The sequence below is a fragment of the Micromonospora sp. CNB394 genome (assembly GCF_000374985.1).
Lineage (GTDB): Bacteria > Actinomycetota > Actinomycetes > Mycobacteriales > Micromonosporaceae > Micromonospora > Micromonospora marina.
On sequence record NZ_KB895831.1, the window covers coordinates 105,046 to 119,291 of the forward strand.

Here is a 14,246-nt window from a genome sequence, read left to right on the forward strand (position 1 = left end):
CGCGCCAGGCGCAGCTCGTCGTGCAGCGGGATCCCGTCCGCGCCGATGTGCGGAATGCTCGGCTTGACCGCCCGCCGTCAGCGCGGCACGGTCCCCGTCGCGCGCCTGTCGTACCCGGATCGAGGCCACCGGCACACCCTACGTTCCCGCGCCCCGGCGCACCGGGCGGTCAGCCGCGCAGGCGCAGACCGCGCGGGGTGGCGCGGAAACCGGCTGCGGTCAGCGCGTCGCGCAGCGGGGACGCGTGCACGGCTTCGCCGTCGGCGCGCTCCACCGAGATCGCGCCGAGCGCACCCGAGTGCACCGCGTCGGCGAGCGCCTTGCCGGCCGCGCCGAGCGTGTCGGTGTCGTCGGTGAACGACAGGATCGTCCGGCCGCCCCGCTCCACGTAGAGCACCAGGTCACCGCCGACGAGCACGACCAGCGCTCCCGCCTTGCGCCCGGCCCGGTGACCGGTGGCCGGTGCCACGCCGTCGCCGGAGTCGACCACGCGTTCCGGCCACGGCAGCGCCGCGCCGTACGGGTTGGCCGGGTCGGTGGCCGCGAGGACGACTGTCGGACCTCCCCGGCCCTGGCTGTCGTCGGCGAGCGCCCGGATGCGGTCCACCGCGCCGGGCACCGCGAACTGCGCCGCGCCGAGCCCTTCGACGAAGTAGCCGCGGCGCGCCGCCCCGCGTTCCTCCATCGCGGACAGCACCGGGTAGACCCCGGCGAAGCCGCCGGTGACCTGTTCGGCCACGACCGCGCCCCGGGTCACCACGCCGTGCCGCTCCAGCAGCAGATCGGCCAGGGCGGCGGCCCGGCGGGTGGGGTCGCTGTCGCGTTCGGGCAGCCGGGACCAGCGCCCGGCCATGATGGGCGGACCGCCCCGGCTGGGCAGCGCCACCCGGCCCGGCCGGCGGTAGCGGGTGCGCGGCGCCGAGGGCCGGGACCGGTGCGCCCCGCCCGCGCCGAGCGCGGCCCGCAGCGGGGCGAGCGTGTCGTTGGTGAGGTGACCGGCCCAGACCAGATCCCACACCGCGCCCGAGAGTGCGGCGTCGTCGGTGGCGCCGACCCGGTCGGACAGCGAACGGAAGAACAGCGCCTGCCCGTCGGCGAGCGCGTCCAGCACCGACTCGTGCAGCGGGGTCAGCGTGAGCGCCTCGTCCGGCGGCGGGAGCAGCAGCGGCGCCACGTCGGCGTACGCGAGCGTCACCCACCCGTCGCCGCCGGAGATCGCGCCCGCACCGGCCCACACCACCTCGCCACCGGCGCACAGCTCGTCGAGCTGGGCGGGGGAGTAGTCGGCGACCCGGGCGGGGAGCACCAGCCGTTCCAACGCGGACGCCGGCACGCTCACGCCCTGCAACTGCTCGACGGCCGCGGCGAGCGCCTCGACCCCCCGGGCCGACGAGCCGACCTGCTGCCAGCGGGGCAGGAACGTGGCGAGCGCGCGCGGCGGCACCGGCTCGATCTCCCGGCGTAGCGCCGCCAGCGAGCGGCGGCGCAGCAGACGCAGCACCTCGGCGTCGCACCACTGGGTGCCCACACTGTCCGGCGCGAACTCGCCCGAGACCACCCGGCCGCCCGAGGCGAGCCGCCGCAGCGCCTGCTCCACCACGAACACGCCGAGCCCGAACCGGGCCGCGCAGGTGGCGGCCGCGAACGGGCCGTGCGTGCGGGCGTACCGGGCGACCAGGTCGGTGAGCGGATCAGCGACCGGTGCGAGGTACGCCTCGGCGACCCCGACGGGCAGCGCCACCCCGAGCGCGTCGCGCAGCCGGGCGGCGTCCTCGACGACCACCCAGCGGTCCTCGCCGGCGATGCGGACCCGCAGCACCCGCCGGGCCGCCGCCAGCTCGCCGGTCCAGGACTCCGGTACGCCCCGCTCGGCCAGCTCGGCGCCGCTCAGGTCACCGACCACGCGCAGCAGCTCGACCACGTCCTCCGGGTCGCGGGGCCGCCGCTGCTCGGTACGCCAGCGCAGTTGCCGTGCGGTCTCGGCGAGCACCTCCGGGTCGAGCAGTTCCCGCAGGTCGACCCGGCCGAGCAGCTCGCCGAGCAGCCCGGAGTCGAGCGCCAGCGCGGCGGCCCGCCGCTCGGCCAGCGGGGCGTCGCCCTCGTAGAGGAACGCGCCGACGTATCCGAACAGCAACGACCTCGCGAACGGCGACGGGCGCTCGGACTCCACCTCGACCAGGCGTACCTTGCGGGCGGCCAGGTCGCGCATCAACTCGCCCAGCGCCGGCTGGTCGAAGACGTCCTGAAGGCACTCGCGGGCGGCCTCCAGCGTGACCGGGAAGTCGGCGTACTCCCGGGCCACGTCGAGCAGCTGCGCGGCGCGCTGGCGCTGCTGCCACAGCGGCTGCCGCCGGCGGGGGTCACGGCGTGGCAGCAGCAGCGACCGGGCCGCGCACTCGCGGAACCGGGACGCGAACAGCGCCGACGTGCCGACGGACTCCTCGACGAGCTGGGCGATCTCGTCCGGCTCGAAGACCACCACGTCGGCGCCGGGCGGGGTCTCGGCGGTGTCCGGCAGGCGCACCACGATGCCGTCGTCGGAGGGCATCACCTGGGCGTCCACGCCGTACCGCTCGGCCAGCCGGCGGCCGATCGCCAGCGCCCACGGCCCGTTGACCCGCGCGCCGAGCACCGAGTGCACGGCGAGCCGCCAGTCGCCCAGCTCGTCGCGGAACCGCTCGACCACCACCGTCCGGTCGTCCGGCAGCGCCCGGGTGGCCGCCTTCTGCTCGCGTAGGTAGTTCATCAGGTTGCCGGCGGCCCAGTCGTCCAGCCCGCCGGCCCGCAGCGCCGCCACCGCGTCGGCGTCGGACTGCCGCAGCAGCGCCCGGACCCGGGCGCCGATCGCCCGCCCCAGCTCGACCGGGCGGCCGAGCTGGTCGCCCTTCCAGAACGGCATCCGGGCCGCCTGACCGGGCGCGGGGGAGACGAGCACCCGGTCGGGGGTGATCTCCTCGATCCGCCAGGACGACGAGCCGAGCAGGAACACGTCACCCACCCGGGACTCGTAGACCATCTCCTCGTCCAGCTCACCGACCCGCGCCGCCCGCTCGGCGCTGGCCAGGAACACACCGAACAGGCCCCGGTCGGGGATGGTGCCGCCGCTGGTCACGGCGAGCCGCTGCGCGCCGGGCCGGCCGGTCAGCACGTCGGTGGCCCGGTCCCAGACCAGCCGGGGACGCAACTCGGCGAACGCGGTGGACGGGTAGCGCCCGGAGAGCATGTCGAGCACCGCGTGCAGCGCCGAGTCGGGCAGCTCCGCGAACGGTGCCGCCCGGCGGACCAGCACCGCCAGGTCGCCGAGCCGCCACGGTTCCAGCGCCACCATCGCGACGATCTGCTGGGCCAGCACGTCGAGCGGATTGCGCGGGTAGTGCAGCTCCTCGATCGCCCCCGCGCCCATCCGCTCGGCCACCACCGTGCAGGAGAGCAGGTCACCCCGGTGCTTGGGGAAGACGACGCCGCGCGAGACCGCGCCGACCTGGTGCCCCGCCCGTCCCACCCGTTGCAGCCCGGCCGCCACGCTCGGCGGTGCCTCGATCTGCACCACCAGGTCGACGGCACCCATGTCGATGCCCAGCTCCAGGCTGGACGTGGCGACCACGGCGGGCAGCCGGCCGGACTTGAGCGCCTCCTCGATCTGCTTGCGCTCCTCGCGGGACACGCTGCCGTGGTGCGCCCGGGCGATCACCGCCGGCGCGCCGGCCGCCGCACCGGACTGCGCCATCACCTCCGCCGGCTGGCGCGGCGCGCTCACCGGCCCGCCGAACGCCTCCGCCGCTCGCCGCGCCCGGCCCTCGTGGACCGGCTCGCCGCCGGACACCGGGCCGAGCCCGCCGAACGGCCCGTCGCCGTCGCGCGGACGGCCGTCGCCCGGCTCGCCACCGCGCAGTGGACCGAGCCCGTCGGCGTCGTCGAGCCCGTCGCCGTCCGGGCCGGGCAGCAGATCGGATACGCGCACCGGCTCCCCGCCCCGGGCCACGCGGCTGCCCTCCGGGGCGGACGCCGCCTCCGTCTCCTCGGCGGCCAGCTCGTTGAGGCGGGCGCAGAGGCGTTCGGCGCTGCGCCGGGAGTTGGTGAACACGATCGTGGACCGGTGTGCGCAGATCAGCGCGAACACGCGTTCCTCGACCGCCGGCCAGATCGACGGGCGGCGGGGGGCGAGGCCGCCGAGGTCGTCCTCCGGCGGCTCCTGCTCGTCGAGGCGCGTCATGTCCTCCACCGGGACCTGGACGCTGACCTCGATGGTCTTGTCCGAAGGTGGCTGCACCACGTCGACCGGGCGCGCGCCGCCGAGGAAGCGGGCGCACACGTCGATCGGCCGGACGGTGGCGGACAGCCCGATCCGCTGCGCGGGGCGCTCCAGCAGCGCGTCGAGCCGTTCCAGGGACAGTGCCAGGTGGGCTCCGCGCTTGGTGCCCGCGACCGCGTGCACCTCGTCCACGATCACCGTGTCGACGCCGCGCAGCGAGTCGCGGGCGGCGGAGGTGAGCAGCAGGAACAGCGACTCGGGCGTGGTGATGAGGATGTCCGGCGGGGTGCGGGCGAAGGCCCGCCGTTCGTCGGCCGGGGTGTCGCCGGTCCGCATGCCGACGGTGATGTCCGGCGGGACCAGGCCGAGCCGGGAGGCGGCCTGTCGGATGCCGGTGAGCGGGGCGCGCAGGTTGCGTTCGACGTCGACGGCGAGCGCCTTGAGCGGGCTGACGTAGAGCACGCGGCAGCGGCGCCGGGGATCGGCCGGCGGCGGCTCCTTGGCGAGCCGGTCGAGCGACCAGAGGAACGCCGCGAGCGTCTTGCCGGAGCCGGTCGGCGCGACGACGAGGGCGTTGTGAGCGGCGGCCACCGAGCGCCAGGCGCCCTCCTGGGCCGGGGTGGGCGCGGCGAACGCCGCGGTGAACCACTCCCGGGTCGCCGCGCCGAACTCCTTGAGCACCCCACCTGACCGGTTCGCCTCGTCCGCCACGGTCCCATCCTGCCGCGCCGGTGTGACATCCGGCCGATCGCCGGAGCGTTCTGTCCGGGCGTCGGGGCCGGATTGTGGAATGCGCGTTTCTTCCGTTAAGTCTTACTTAACTGCTTGCTTGCGCAGTGCAACATAAAGTAACTTCACTCGCGATTGCGGCGTGGGCTGGAGGCTTGGATGACCGTCGAGGAACGAGGCTCCGGGCCTGGCACCGACCTGCTCCTCCGGAAGGTGGACAGCCGGCTGACCGCACTCCGCGCCGGGCTGCACGGTCCCGACCTCGAACTGGCCGAGGACCTGGCCCGGCGGCTGCGCGAGATGATCCTGGCCACCGCCCGTTCCAGCGCCGCCGACCGGGCGCGTGTCCGGGCCGCTGTGCACTACTTCGTCCAGCGCCGGGAGACCCGGGACGCCCGACTGCCGGTCCGCTCCCTCGCCGCGGCGCAGCGAGCGGCCGACCGGGCGGCGAGTCAGCTGGCGTGTGCCGACGTGGCGGCCGAGCGCCAGGCGGGCCGGCGCTGACGTCTCCGGGGCGTGAGCGGGGCCCGCCTACCGCGTTCACGGCCCTGAGGTCGCTTTTGTCCTGTATCAAGGAAGCATGTCCCTTCCCCGTGGTTCTCGGCATCCGCGGGCGCCGAGGCTCGGCGCGGGGCACGGCCCGGGCACTCCCGCATGATCCTGCTGCTCGCCCTGGCCTGGCAGGTCGGGCTGGCCGCGGCGGTGCCCGCCCTCATCCGCCCGCTGGGACGTGATGTCGGCTACCTCCTTGCCGTCGGTTACCTGGCCGGGGCCGCTCTGCTGCTCAGCCACCTCCCCACCATCCTGCGCGACGAGGCCGTGGAGGTCTCGTGGCGCTGGTTGCCGGCCATGGACATCTCCGTCGCCTTCCGGATGGACGCGCTCGCGCTGATCTTCGCGCTCCTGGTTCTGGCGGTCGGCGCGCTGATCATGATGTACACGCCGCGCTACCTGAGCGCCTCCGGCCGACACGCCACCCTGTACGTCACCCTGACCCTGTTCGCGGCCGCGATGCTGGGCCTGGTGCTCGCGAACGACCTTCTGGTGCTGTTCGTCTTCTGGGAGCTCACGTCCATCCTGTCGTTCGTCCTCATCGGCCGGAACCAGCCCTCGGCGACCCGTCCTGCGGCGCACGCGCTGTTGGTCACGTCCGGTGGCGGCCTCGCCCTGCTCGCCGGTTTCGTGGTGCTGATGGTCAGCCTCGGCACAAGTGATCTCACGCGGATCCTCGCCGAGCCCGATCGGGTGGCCTCCGGGCCCGCCGCGGCGGCCGGCGCGCTGATCCTGGTGGGGGTCTTCACGAAGTCGGCGCAGATGCCGTTCCACTTCTGGCTCCCCGGAGCCATGATCGCGATCACCCCGGTCAGCGCCTACCTGCACGCGGCCACGATGGTCAAGGCAGGAATCTATCTGGCCATGCGTTTCTCCGCCCTGTTCGGCGGCTACTGGCCCTGGCGGGTGACCCTCGTCGGCGTCGGTCTCGTGACCGCGGTGCTCGGCGCCTTCCTCGCACTGCGTCAGTACGACCTCAAGGCGATGCTGGCCTACTCCACGGTGAGCCAGCTCGGGCTGCTGATCGGCGTGATCGGGGTGGGAACCCCGGAATCCGACGCGGCAGCCATCCTCTACACGGCCGCCCACGCACTGTTCAAGGCGACGCTGTTCATGCTCGTCGGCATCATCGACCACGAGGCAGGCAGCCGTGACCTCCGCGAGTTGTCCGGCCTCCGCCGGAAGATGCCGGTCACGACCATGATCACCGCACTGGCGGCCATGTCCCTCGCCGGACTGCCGCCGACCATCGGGTTCGTCGGGAAGGAGGCGATCTTCGAGGCGTTCGGCAAGGCACCGGGCATTTCCTGGCCGGCATGGACTGCCGTGGGGCTGGCGGTCCTCGCATCCGTGCTCACCTTCGCCTACGCGGCGCGGCTCGTGCACGGCCTCTTCGCCGGCCCGTCCCGTCAGCGGGCGCTCTACGAGCCCTCCTGGTCGTTTCTGGCACCCGCGGCCGTGGCGGCCGTGGCGGCAACCGCGGCGGGGCCCCTGGTCGGCCTGATCAGCCCGCTCGTCGTCCGCGCCGCGAACAACGCCCGACCGCAGGGCGAACCGGCCGACCTCGCGTTCTGGCACGGTGTCACTGTTGCGTTGCTGCTCTCGGTGCTGACCTTCGTCCTCGGCACGGTGATCTTCGCGCTTCGACGGCGCGTCGACCGGCGACTCCTCCGCACCCCCACCCCGCGCCCGTTCGGGTGGCAGTTCGACCGCGGTTACCAGTGGCTGCTGCGCGTCGGCGAGTGGGTCGCAGCCCCGGCCCGCAGCAGCCGGGTCGGGCCCTTCCTGGCAGTTCCCCTGCTGGTGGTGATCGCGCTCGGTGCGGCGGGTCTCGCGTTGGCCGGACCCCTGCCGGCATCGACGGGAGACCTCACGCAGTTCGGTGACGTGGTCGTGCTCGCGCTGCTCGTGCTGGTGACCGCAGGACTGGTCGGCGCACGTTCGGTGCTGGCCGCGATCAGTCTGACCGGCGTCGTCGGGCTGATCCTGTCGGCCTGGTTCGTGACCCTCGGCGCGCCGGACGTCGCGGTGACCCTGTTGCTGGTGGAGGTGCTGACGACCATCGTGATGATGCTCGCCCTGCGCCGACGGCCCAGGGAACTGCACCGTCCGCGACTCCGGGGCTCGGCCGGTGCCGCCGCCCTCGCGGTCGGAGTCGGCGTGGTGGCCGCCGCCGCCACGGCCGCCCTCACCGGACGCCGGGAGACGTCCCCGCCCGGGCGGTACTACCTGGAGCGGGCCGAGGAGATAACCGGCGGTCACAATGTCGTAAACGTGATCCTGGTCGATTTTCGTGCGTTGGACACACTCGGTGAGGCGGTCGTCCTCACGGTCGTCGCGCTCGGTCTGGCCGCCCTGCTGCGGCTCGGCCCGCCGGCCTTGCGGGCGGGGTCCGCTCCGCCCCACCCGGACCTGGTCTTCTGCTTCGCCTACCGCGTGCTCACCCCGGTGATGCTGGTGGTCTCGGCGTATCTGTTCGCCCGCGGGCACGAGGAAGTGGGTGGCGGGTTCATCGGGGCCCTGGTCGCGGGCACCGCAGTGGGGCTCGGGCACATCGCCCACGCCGGGTCGGCGTCGCCGCCGCTCGGCTGGCTGCGAGCCCGGCCACTGCTCGTGTCAGGGCTGCTCCTGAGCCTTGTCGTCGGTCTGGCGCCGATGGCGTCGGGCAGACCGATCCTCAGCCCTGGAACCCTGCCGTTGCCCGGCCCACTGTCGCTCTCCTCGGCGACCCTGTTCGACCTGGGCGTCTACCTCATGGTCCTGGCGCTCGCCGTGTCCGCGGTACGCCGGCTCGGTGCGTCCATGGTCGACAGCCGCGCCGCCGGGGCGGAACCGTGAGCGCGGCGGCGCTCCTTGTCGGCCTGCTCGCCGCGGCCGGCACGTTCATGCTTCTCCGGGGGGCACAACTCCGGCTCATCATCGGCTTCATCCTGCTCACCCACGCCGTGAACGTGGTGTTGCTGTCCGCCGGAGGGCTGCGGTGGCGGGCCCCCGCCTTCGCCGGTGGCGGACCGGGACGCGCCGACCCGCTGCCTCAGGCGTTCGCCCTGACCGCCATCGTGATCACCTTCGGCATCACCATCTACCTGCTGGGGCTGCTGGTCAGGACCGGCCGGGACGCGGCCGGCGGCGGGGCGGATCCGACCGACGACGACCGGGCGGAGACCCGGCCGGGCGACGGACGCGAGCAGGACGAGCTGTGATCGGATCCCTGGTCGTGGTACCGGTGGTGGCGCCGCTGGCCACCGCTGCGGTGCTGCTGGCGTTCGCGAGGCGTCGGGCGTTGCGCCGCGTGGCCGGCCTGGTCGTGTCGGGCGTCGTACTGGTCGCCGCGGTGTGTCTGCTGATCATGGTCCGGGACGGCTCGGTGCTCGCCGTGCGGATCGGCGGGTGGGCGCCGGTGGTGGCCATCGGCTTCGCGGCCGACACGTTCACGGCCCTCATGCTCTGCGCCGCCGCGCTGGTGGTGCTGGTCTGCCTCGCCTCGGCCGCGGCCACCGGGCAGGACGGTCACCCGTTCTTCGTGCCGTTGGCCCTGGTGCTCGCGGCCGGCGCCAACGGCGCCCTGCTGACCGTCGACCTGTTCAACCTCTTCGTGCTGATCGAGGTCATGCTCGTGCCGTCCTACGTGCTCCTCGCCCTGCGCGGCGAAGCCCGGGACATGAGGGCGAGCCGGGTGTACGTCGCCACCAACCTGCTCGCCTCCACACTGCTGCTGACCGGCGTCGGTCTCCTGTACGGGGTTTCCGGCACCGTGCAGCTCGCCGAGCTCGTCGGTGCCGGCCGGGAATCGTCCCCGGCGGCCCTGGCGGGTGGGCTCGTCCTGGTGGCGCTGGCGCTGAAGAGCGCCGTCGTACCGGTGCACGCCTGGCTTCCGCGCAGCTACTCGGATGCGCCACCGGTGGTGGTCGCGCTCTTCTCCGGACTGCTCACCAAGGTGGGGCTGTACGCGCTCATCCGCGTGTTCGCGGTCGTCTACGGCGGCGCGGCGGACTACCTGTGGATCATCGGCGTCGTGGCGTTGGTGTCCATGGTCGTCGGCGTCCTGGGGGCGGTGGGCGAGCACAGCATGCGCCGGATCCTCTCGTTCCACATGGTCAGTCAGATCGGTTACGTGCTGCTCGGCCTCGCCCTCTTCACCGAGGCCAGCCTGACCGCCGCGATCTTCTATCTGGTGCAGTACATCCTGGTCAAGGCCGCTCTGTTCCTCAGCGTGGCGGCGGTACACGCGGATCGCGGCACGGACCGGCTGGCGTCGTTGGGCGGTTTGGCTGCGACCCGCCCGATCCTGGCCATGTCCTTCGCGGGGGCTGCGCTCTCGCTCGCCGGCCTGCCGCCCTTCTCCGGGTTCCTGGCCAAGTTCCTGCTCATCCGTGCGGCGGTGGACAGCGGAGCCTGGCTCGCGGTGGCGGTGGCCCTGGGAGTCAGCCTGCTCACTCTCACGTCGATGCTCAAGATCTGGGGCTCGGTCTTCTGGGGGCCGCCGGGCCCGGCGGAGCCGGTCGCGCTCGGAGAGGGGGCGCGGACCTGGGCTACGGCGTCCGCACTGACGCTCGCCGTGGTGACTCTGCTGCTCGGTCTCGCCGCCCAGCAGTTGCTGGTCCTCTCCGGGGAGGCCGCCACCGGCTTGACCGATCCGGTGGAGCACCCGCGGGTCGGACGGTGAATCACATGAGGCGCGGGACCGACCTGCCGTCGCGGCTGCTCCGGCGGACTCTCCGGATCATGCGCTTCGCCGGGTACTTCGCTGTCCAGTTGGTGCAGGCGAACTTCGTGGTCGTGCGGGAGATCGTGACGCCCGGTTCCGGGCTGTGTCCGGCGATTGTCCGGATCCCGCTACGGGCGAGAACCGACGGTGAGATCGTGTGGATGGTGCTCTTCGTCGGTCTGACGCCGGGCACCCTGCCGCTCGCGATCGACCGGCCCGCGCCGGCGATGTTCGTGCACGGCATGCACGTTCACGACGAGACGGCGTTCCGTCTCCGGCTCGCCACTCTGGAGGACCGGCTGTTGTCCGCTCTGCGCCCCGCCACCGCCGACGGGCGACAGTCCGGCCCGGCCGGAGACAACGACCGGGGGTGACGTGCTTCTTCTGGACATCGTGCTCGTCGCACTCGCACTGTCGATGATCCTGGTCATCGGCCGGCTGGTGATCGGCCCGTCCGACGCCGACCGGGCTACGGCGCTCGACCTCGCGTTCGTCCACGTCCTCGCCGCCGTCGCGGTTCTCGCCGCCCGGCTCGACATTCCCGCCATCCTGGATCTGGTCCTCGTCGGCACTCTGGTGGGTTTCCTGGCGACGGTCTCGCTGGCCCGGCTCCTCGACCGGGGCCGGTCGTGATCCGCCAGGTGCTGGCATCGGTCCTGCTCCTCGGTGGGGTGGGCCTGGTCGTCGTGAGTGCCGTCGGACTCGTCCGGTTGCCCGACGCCTACAACCGGATGAACGCGATCGCCAAGGCGGCCAGCCTGGGGGCGGTAGGCGTGCTGCTGGGCGTCCTGCTGCTCATGCCGAGCCTGCGAACCGGCGTCGTGCTGCTGCTCGCCATCGGGTTGCAGCTGTTCACCGCCCCGCTCGGCGGCTACGCTCTCGGCCGCGCCGCCTACCGGGCGGGAACGCCGCTCGCGCCGGTCACCCGGCGCGACGACCTCGGCGCCCGTGGGCCGACTCCGCCGTCGTCGTCCGGAGAGCCGGAAGCCTCGTGACTGTCGCATCGCCCGCCGTCACCGTCGCCGGTCGCCTTCGGATGAGCGGCCCGCCGACCGGCCGGGAGTACGGAGATCCGGTCGCCGCCGGACACCAGGTGGCGTGCCGGCCGGATCGGTGAACAGCGCCGAGCGCGGCCCGGCGCACCGGGCGCAGGGTGTTCAGATTCCCGGTTCTGTCGCGGCTGACCTGCCTATACTTCGGATGCCGAGTCCGTGGCGACGTCTGGGCGGGCGGGTCCGCGTCGGGGTCGGGGGTGACCGATGGACTCGAAGGGTACGGCCGATCCGCGCGATGGGGCGCACCACGAGATGTCGGCCCACGAGGTGGTGCTCCTCCTCGAGACCGACCCGCAGCGAGGGCTCGGCGGTGACGAGGCCGCCCGTCGCCGCGACCGTTACGGCCCCAACGTGCTGCCGACCGCGGGCGGTCCCGGGGTCCTGCGCCGGATCCTGGGGCAGTTCCATCATCCCCTGATCTACGTGCTGCTCGCGGCGACCGGGGTCACCGCCGCGTTGCGGGAGTACGTCGACTCCGCTGTGATCTTCGGGGTGGTGCTCATAAACGCCACCGTGGGGTTCGTCCAGGAGTCGCGGGCCGAAGCGGCGCTGGACAGCCTCCGGTCGATGGTGCGCACCGGGGCGCGGGTGATCCGCGACGGCGAGACCCGGTCGGTCGGCTCCGAGGAACTCGTGCCCGGCGACCTCGTCGAGTTGGAGCCGGGCGCCAAGGTTCCGGCGGATCTCCGGGTCGTGCACTCGGGCGGGCTGCGGGTGGACGAGTCCGCGTTGACCGGTGAATCAGTCCCGGTGAGCAAGGACGAGGCGGAACTGCCGGACGTGACGCCGGTGTCCGACCGCCGCAACATGGCCTACTCCGGCACGCTGGTCACGGCCGGCGGTGGCAGGGGCATCGTGGTCGCCACCGGCGCCCGCACCGAACTCGGGCAGATCCATCGGCTTGTGGGTTCGGCGGAGGCTCTGGCCACACCGTTGACCCGCAAACTGGGGTGGTTCAGCAAGGTGCTCACCATCTCCATCCTCCTGCTGTCGGCGGCCACCTTCGGCGTGGGGACGCTGCGGGGTCAGGAGCCCGTCGAGACGTTCACCGCGGCGGTCGCCCTCGCAGTGGGCGCCATTCCGGAAGGTCTGCCCGCGGCGGTCACCATCACGCTGGCCATCGGGGTGACCCGGATGGCTCGCCGCCGCGCTGTGGTCCGTCGACTGCCCGCCATCGAGACGCTCGGCAGCACCACGGTGGTCTGTTCGGACAAGACCGGCACCCTGACCGAGAACCAGATGACGGTACGTGCCGTCTGGACGCTCGACGGCGAGTACGCGGTCACCGGCTCCGGATACGCGCCGGACGGCGAGCTGACCGGCCAGGAGCAGAGGAGGGTCACGGCGGCCACGAGCAAGTCCCTGGAACGCTGTCTGCTCGCGGGCGCCGGCTGCAACGACGCCTGCCTCGGCCGCAGGGACGGCGAGTGGGTGCTGACCGGGGATCCCACCGAAGCCGCGATGCTCGTGGTCGCCACCAAGGGCGGACTCGGTCATGACGACGTCGTCCGGCGGTATCCGCGGTCCGAGACGATTCCCTTCAGTTCGGAACGGCAGTACATGGCCACTCTGCACCACGATCGCGACACGGGTCGCCCGTTCGGGTTGGTCAAGGGGAGTGTCGAACGGATCGTGGCCATGTCCGACGCCGCGATGCGCGCCGACGGGTCGCTTGACCCGCTCGACGACAAGCGGATCCTGCGGGCGGCGGAGGACCTGGCAGGTCGGGGCCTGCGGGTGCTGGCCACCGCCGAGCGTCCGCCCGGCGTCACGCGCGCGTTCGGCGAGGACGAGTTGCCGGGCACTCTGGTCTTCACCGGCCTGCAGGCCATGCTCGACCCGCCTCGGGCCGCCGCCACCTCGGCCGTCGAGGCGTGTCACTCAGCGGGCATCCGAGTCAAGATGATCACTGGCGACCATGCGGCGACCGCCTCAGCCATCGCCACCCAGCTCAAGGTGCTCGGAACGGACCAGCGCGACCGGGTGCTGACCGGGGCGGAACTGCGCGATCTGCCGGACGGCCGGTTCGCGGAGATGGTGGAGGAGACCGCCGTGTTCGCACGGGTCTCACCGGAGCAGAAGCTGCGGTTGGTCGAGGCACTCCAGGGGCGCGGGCACGTGGTGGCGGTCACCGGCGACGGCGTCAATGACGCTCCTGCCCTGAGGCAGGCCGACATCGGCGTCGCGATGGCCCGGTCCGGCACCGAGGTGGCCAAGGAGGCCGCCGACATGGTGCTCACGGACGACGACTTCGCCACCATCGAGGCCGCGGTGGAGGAAGGCCGCGGTGTGTTCGACAACCTGACCAAGTTCCTGGTCTGGACGTTGCCGACGAACCTCGGCGAGGGCCTGGTGGTACTCGTGGCGATCGTGCTCGGGGCCACGCTGCCGCTGCTGCCGACTCAGATCCTGTGGATCAACATGACCACCGCCGTGTTCCTCGGCCTGATGCTCGCCTTCGAGCCGAAGGAGGCGGGCCTCATGCGGCGGCCGCCCCGTGATCCCGCCCGCCCTCTGCTGACCCGCCCTCTGATCGTGCGGGTGTTCCTGGTGGCGGCGCTCCTCGTGGCCGGCGCCTCGTGGATCTTCCATTGGGAGCAGCAGACCGGGCAGCCGGTCGCCGAGGCGCGTACGGCCGCGCTCAACCTGTTCGTCGTGGTGGAGATCTTCTACCTGTTCAGCTGCCGGACGCTCAGCCGGCCGGTCTGGCGCACCGGTCTGATGTCCAACCGGTGGATCCTGCTGGGCGTCCTGGCGCAGGCGGCCGGCCAACTCGCCATCACCTACGTGCCCGTCATGAACCGGATCTTCGGCACGGCGCCGCTGTCAGGTGGGGCGTGGCTGCGAATCCTGGCGGTCAGTGCCGCCGCCGCGCTGGTGGTGGCGGTGGACAAGCGGCTACGGCGGCATCTGGTGTGACCCGGCCGGCGGCGGTCAAGTGGCCTAGCCG

Annotated in this window: 9 protein-coding genes; 8 read left to right on the forward strand and 1 reads right to left on the reverse strand. The window is 73.0% G+C overall.

All coding sequences use genetic code 11. From position 1 onward, the window contains the following. Positions 1-169: 169 nt before the first annotated feature. Positions 170-4,963 (reverse strand): DEAD/DEAH box helicase, encoded by a 4,794-nt coding sequence (locus tag C569_RS0111525; RefSeq protein WP_018785935.1) that lies wholly within the window; start codon positions 4,961-4,963, stop codon positions 170-172. Positions 4,964-5,140: 177 nt separating this feature from the next. Between C569_RS0111525 and C569_RS0111530 the strand changes: the two genes are divergently transcribed. The 8 genes from C569_RS0111530 (at position 5,141) to C569_RS0111565 (ending at position 14,215) form a co-directional block, all read left to right on the forward strand. Continuing rightward, entirely contained in the window at positions 5,141-5,485 is a 345-nt protein-coding gene (locus C569_RS0111530; protein ID WP_018785936.1) for a hypothetical protein, read from the forward strand. A 150-nt stretch (positions 5,486-5,635) separates the two neighbouring features. Next, complete coding sequence (gene mbhE / locus C569_RS30150; protein WP_018785937.1) at positions 5,636-8,371, forward strand: hydrogen gas-evolving membrane-bound hydrogenase subunit E; 2,736 nt, start codon at positions 5,636-5,638, stop codon at positions 8,369-8,371. Further along, positions 8,368-8,736: a sodium:proton antiporter gene (locus C569_RS0111540; RefSeq protein WP_018785938.1), complete on the forward strand. Its 369-nt coding sequence runs from the start codon at positions 8,368-8,370 to the stop codon at positions 8,734-8,736. The genes mbhE and C569_RS0111540 overlap by 4 nt, the downstream gene beginning before the upstream one ends. After that, positions 8,736-10,199 carry a proton-conducting transporter membrane subunit gene (locus C569_RS0111545; RefSeq protein ID WP_155945534.1) on the forward strand — a complete coding sequence of 488 codons (1,464 nt, stop codon included), beginning with the start codon at positions 8,736-8,738 and terminating at the stop codon, positions 10,197-10,199. Before C569_RS0111540 ends, C569_RS0111545 begins: the two co-directional genes overlap by 1 nt. Positions 10,200-10,204: 5 nt before the next feature. Further along, on the forward strand, positions 10,205-10,615 hold the full coding sequence (locus C569_RS0111550; RefSeq protein WP_018785940.1) for a Na+/H+ antiporter subunit E: 411 nt from the start codon (positions 10,205-10,207) through the stop codon (positions 10,613-10,615). 1 nt (position 10,616) lies between these two features. Next, entirely contained in the window at positions 10,617-10,874 is a 258-nt protein-coding gene (locus C569_RS0111555) for a monovalent cation/H+ antiporter complex subunit F (RefSeq protein WP_018785941.1), read from the forward strand. Beyond that, a complete protein-coding gene (mnhG, locus tag C569_RS0111560; RefSeq protein WP_018785942.1) occupies positions 10,871-11,236 on the forward strand; it encodes a monovalent cation/H(+) antiporter subunit G in 366 nt (121 codons plus the stop codon). The genes C569_RS0111555 and mnhG overlap by 4 nt, the downstream gene beginning before the upstream one ends. A gap of 264 nt (positions 11,237-11,500) precedes the next feature. Further along, positions 11,501-14,215: an HAD-IC family P-type ATPase gene (locus tag C569_RS0111565; RefSeq protein ID WP_018785943.1), complete on the forward strand. Its 2,715-nt coding sequence runs from the start codon at positions 11,501-11,503 to the stop codon at positions 14,213-14,215. The last annotated feature ends 31 nt before the right edge of the window (positions 14,216-14,246 follow it).

Excerpts from the sequence above, each read along its gene's own strand:
- C569_RS0111565 (WP_018785943.1), top strand. The coding sequence starts at position 11,501 with ATGGACTCGAAGGGTACGGCCGATCCGCGCGATGGGGCGCACCACGAG.
- C569_RS0111530 (WP_018785936.1), top strand. The coding sequence starts at position 5,141 with ATGACCGTCGAGGAACGAGGCTCCGGGCCTGGCACCGACCTGCTCCTC.
- mbhE (WP_018785937.1), top strand. The coding sequence starts at position 5,636 with ATGATCCTGCTGCTCGCCCTGGCCTGGCAGGTCGGGCTGGCCGCGGCG.
- C569_RS0111550 (WP_018785940.1), top strand. The coding sequence starts at position 10,205 with ATGAGGCGCGGGACCGACCTGCCGTCGCGGCTGCTCCGGCGGACTCTC.